At 58.3% G+C, this 429-nt stretch carries 1 protein-coding gene; it reads left to right on the forward strand.

Annotated features, from left to right (window positions below; all coding sequences use genetic code 11):
• A partial coding sequence (locus JWG43_RS18605; RefSeq protein ID WP_205244405.1) for a hypothetical protein occupies positions 1 to 339 on the forward strand: 339 nt, incomplete at its 5' end.
• Positions 340 to 429 lie beyond the last annotated feature (90 nt).

Genomic DNA, 429 nt, shown 5'->3' on the forward strand with positions numbered 1-429 from the left:
GCCCTGTTGCGCACCTCGCCCTTTGTCCAGCTGGATACGAAAAACTCAAAACTGCTGCCACGGAGGCACGTCATGTATATTTTCAGGATGACTTCTGGAGAACTGCGGGACGCTCTCGAAGATTTCAGCCCCGATGCCCCGGACTTCGAACAGCTGGCCGATGTGGAAGAAGTGCTGGTCATCGGCAAGGTACTGGTCAAGCAGTTGCGCCTGGTGGCCAAGCCCCGGGAGGAGCGCGACCGCATCCGGGAACAGCTTTCCACACCAGACCTGCCCGAGGACATGGAAGAAGAAAAGCCCCGCCGCAGACGCCGCAGCAGCGTCCGGGACGAGGACTGATACTTTGAGGGACTGCCATCCGTGCGGTCCCTTTTTTATTTTGGATGACCTTTTTTCGCTTGCAGGCTCGTCCCCCTTCCGGTCTTGATC

Origin of the sequence: Desulfobulbus alkaliphilus, from assembly GCF_016918545.1 — a bacterium.
Lineage (GTDB): Bacteria > Desulfobacterota > Desulfobulbia > Desulfobulbales > Desulfobulbaceae > Desulfobulbus > Desulfobulbus alkaliphilus.